This is a genomic window from Caballeronia sp. (assembly GCF_049581465.1).
Taxonomy (GTDB): Bacteria; Pseudomonadota; Gammaproteobacteria; order Burkholderiales; family Burkholderiaceae; genus Caballeronia.
The window spans coordinates 1-2,929 of record NZ_JBAUSA010000450.1 but is presented as its reverse complement, the minus strand read 5'-3'; the positions used below and the strand labels follow the sequence as shown (position 1 = coordinate 2,929).

Sequence of the window (2,929 nt, the reverse complement as noted above, 5' to 3'; positions counted from 1 at the left end):
TTAAGTCGGATTTTCTTGCTTATTACTGTTAGCCCCTATCCGGGGCGGGACTTCATTTCTTTGCAAACGCGCAAAGAAACGAAGCAAAGAAACGCGTTTAAACCGCCAATTTTTAAGTGTCGTCGTTGCCCATTTAAGGTTTTTGGCACGAACGTAGCCCGGCCCACACTCATCAACTCTCAGTCGAACACCCTCCCCAAGCATCACCGCCACCCACACGCTTCGCCTCGACCGCCCAGTGCCACAATTTCAGCACTCACTAACTCGCAGCCCACTAACCCGCTGACCCGCTGACCACCATACCCGCCTGCTTGACGATTGACCTTTCGCGAAATGACCGGGGCGCAAGTTCCGCGCCCCGGCTGACGTCAGTGGGCTTCTGCGTGCATCGCCTTTTTGACGCCTTCATCCCTCATCGGCTCGTTGCCTCCAGTGACGTGAATCGGGCCCTCCGGGACCGTCACGTCATGGCAACTCTTGATAATCTCGCCGTCTTTCATGACAAGGGAAATCTTCGTCGGGTCCTGCAGCACCTTGAGGTCCTTAAGCGGGTCGCCGTCGACTAGTACGATATCCGCGTAATACCCTTCTGCGAGTTTTCCGATGCGCTCAGGCTGCATCATCAGTTCTCCACCCAGCTTCGTTGCCGACAGCAACGCTTCCTTCGGGGTCATCCCGATGTCCTTGACGAAGTGCTCAAGGTCGCGAGCATTCGTCCCGTGTGGCATCCACGCAAAACCGTAGTCACCGCCCGGCAGAATCCGGATGCCACGTTTGTGCATTTTGGTCAGGGTGTCCGACGCGACTTCGAGTTCACGGGCGTAACCCATCTTGGTTGCAACCTCTTCCGTAATGCCCCACTTCTCCGCGTGATAGAGCGCGCTGACAAGCCACCCAATGCCGGGTGCAACAAAATGTTTGTCCTTGTTCGCCTCGAGCATATCCAGTGCTTCTTCGTCCGCAAAGCTCGCGTAAAAAACAAGTTCGAGGCCGTGGCGCACGCACTGCTTGACCGACTCACTCGAACGCGCGTGAGCGGCAATCCGTTTGCCGGCACGCTTTGCTTCGGAAGCCAGCATCGCAATTTCTTCTTCAGAGAACGGAGATGCCTCGGCGGGGATGCCCGCAATGTACTCACCTGAGAGATTGATTTTTAGATCGTCAACGCCGTATTTCAGGAACATGCGCGCAGCGCGGCGCACTTCTTCCGGGCCGCCCACCACTTCGCCAAAATTCAACTCACGGAACGGAAGATGGGGAAGTGTGTTGTCGCCCAGTCCTCCGAGCGTCGTGATTTCCTGGCTGCTCGCGAGTTAGCGCGGCCCGGGAAATTCACGTGCGTTGATGGCGTTGCACAGCACGACGTCGAGACGCGCCTTCGCGGCGGCGGCACGCAGTGCGGACGTGAAGCCCATCTCCAGGTAGCGTTTGGCCACCCGCACGCACCACAGGATGTGCTCTTCAGGCGGCATGAACTGGATAGCCGACAACGAAGCCTGGTCGTTCCACGAAAAGTGCGTGTGGGCCTCGGTCATGCCCGGCATGATGAATCGAAAGCTGATTGCACGCAACGCTACGTCGTCCGACTTCGCGCGGATGATGGATTGCATCGAGCGCTCTGAAGCCGCCCAGACCGTAGAGGAATTCGAGCATTGGGACGGTGAACTGCACCGTACTTTCGCGCTGGCCACTCACAACTCGTTTTTTCTGAAAGTGCTTGAACTGACCAATCGCGTTCGCGAACAGGGCGAATGGGGTCGCCTCAAACGGCACTCGCTCACGCCTGAGCGCCGTAAGGAGTACGAGGCGCAGCACCGGGCGATTATTGAAGCACTGCGTGATCGTGATGCGGACCAGGGGGCTCAGTTCCTGACTTGGCACCTGCGCCAGATTCAGAACAACTTGTTCGGGTTGTAATGCCTTTGGACGACGTTCTCAAGTGCCCGCCTGACACGGTGAGGCTCGAACAAGAGCCACTCCACCGCCCCGGCCGGATAGTCTTCCGGCCACACTTTTGCCAGTAACTCAACCACCTCCTGCGTCTGCGCGACGGCATTCTCCTGCCCAATCGTCCAGCTCTAGGCGCGGTCCAGGCCGTCGCTTTGGGGCTGCAGTAAGTGCGAAGCCATCACAAGTTGGGAAGGAGACCGGCTTTACGATAGTTCTCAACCAGCGAATCATAGACCGCGATGTCAGAGCGGCCTCTCGCCATGAGCTGCGCGCCGGAAATGGCGGCGTAAATGGCGCGCGCCCGCCCTTCGCTCTCCTCGGGATTCACCACGTCAGCGGCGGTAAGCACTTTCGCCAGCCAGTTGATGTTCACATCGGCGAACGTCTCGACTTCCTTTTTAACCGTATCCGGCAGGTCGTCATACTCAGCGGCCATGAAGCTGCATAGGCACATGCGATTGTCGTTCTGCAGCGCGGTCCGGAAAGTATCCGGGTATCCGCGCAAGCAGAGAAGTGGGTCGGCCGTGGCAGACAATCGCGCGTCGAGCATGGCCGCAAACTGCTCCGCATAGCGTTTAGCCACTTCGGCGCCGAGGTCGGCCTTGGTGGGGAAGTGATGGTAGATGCTGGCGGCCTTGATGCCGACTTCCGCCGCAATGTCGCGGAAATTCAGGCCGCCGTACCCGTGTGCCCCCGCGACCTTCGTCGCGACAGCGAGAATGTTCTCCCTCGAATTTGAACCGCCTTCAGTTTTCACCGCAGCAACCTCTTTAAAAAATGGTGTTGACAGGCTCAATTCTATCCCATAAAGTTCGCTCTACCAAGTGGCAGGTAGCCACACTTCGCCACGAATACCGGAACAACCGCGAGTTGTTTTTTTTGTGCCGAGAAATGCAATCGGTCGCACTCGCCTGACTTTCCGATGCCGCGCTGTAAGCGAAAGTGTTCTGAAGTGGTAACGCCTCTCGCGACACAAATC

3 protein-coding genes and 1 pseudogene are annotated in these 2,929 nt (G+C 57.7%); 1 reads left to right on the top strand and 3 read right to left on the bottom strand.

Annotated elements, in window-relative coordinates:
* Positions 1-368: 368 nt before the first annotated feature.
* Positions 369-1,553, bottom strand: a pseudogene (locus tag WCA53_RS11155) (amidohydrolase family protein); the annotation flags it as partial.
* 43 nt (positions 1,554-1,596) lie between these two features.
* On the opposite strand from WCA53_RS11155, the gene WCA53_RS11150 reads away from it, so the two are divergent.
* Entirely contained in the window at positions 1,597-1,917 is a 321-nt protein-coding gene (locus WCA53_RS11150) for a FadR/GntR family transcriptional regulator (RefSeq protein WP_423909264.1), read from the top strand.
* Between the two features lie 211 nt (positions 1,918-2,128).
* Here the strand turns inward: WCA53_RS11150 and WCA53_RS11145 are convergent, their stop codons facing one another.
* Together WCA53_RS11145 and WCA53_RS11140 are read right to left on the bottom strand one after the other, a co-directional pair.
* Positions 2,129-2,707 (bottom strand): TetR/AcrR family transcriptional regulator, encoded by a 579-nt coding sequence (locus WCA53_RS11145; protein ID WP_423909261.1) that lies wholly within the window; start codon positions 2,705-2,707, stop codon positions 2,129-2,131.
* A gap of 41 nt (positions 2,708-2,748) precedes the next feature.
* A partial coding sequence (locus tag WCA53_RS11140; protein ID WP_423909258.1) for a hypothetical protein occupies positions 2,749-2,929 on the bottom strand: 181 nt, incomplete at its 5' end.

Bases quoted from the DNA above. Each gene is read 5' to 3' on its own strand.
- WCA53_RS11150 (WP_423909264.1), top strand. From the start codon at position 1,597: ATGATGGATTGCATCGAGCGCTCTGAAGCCGCCCAGACCGTAGAGGAA.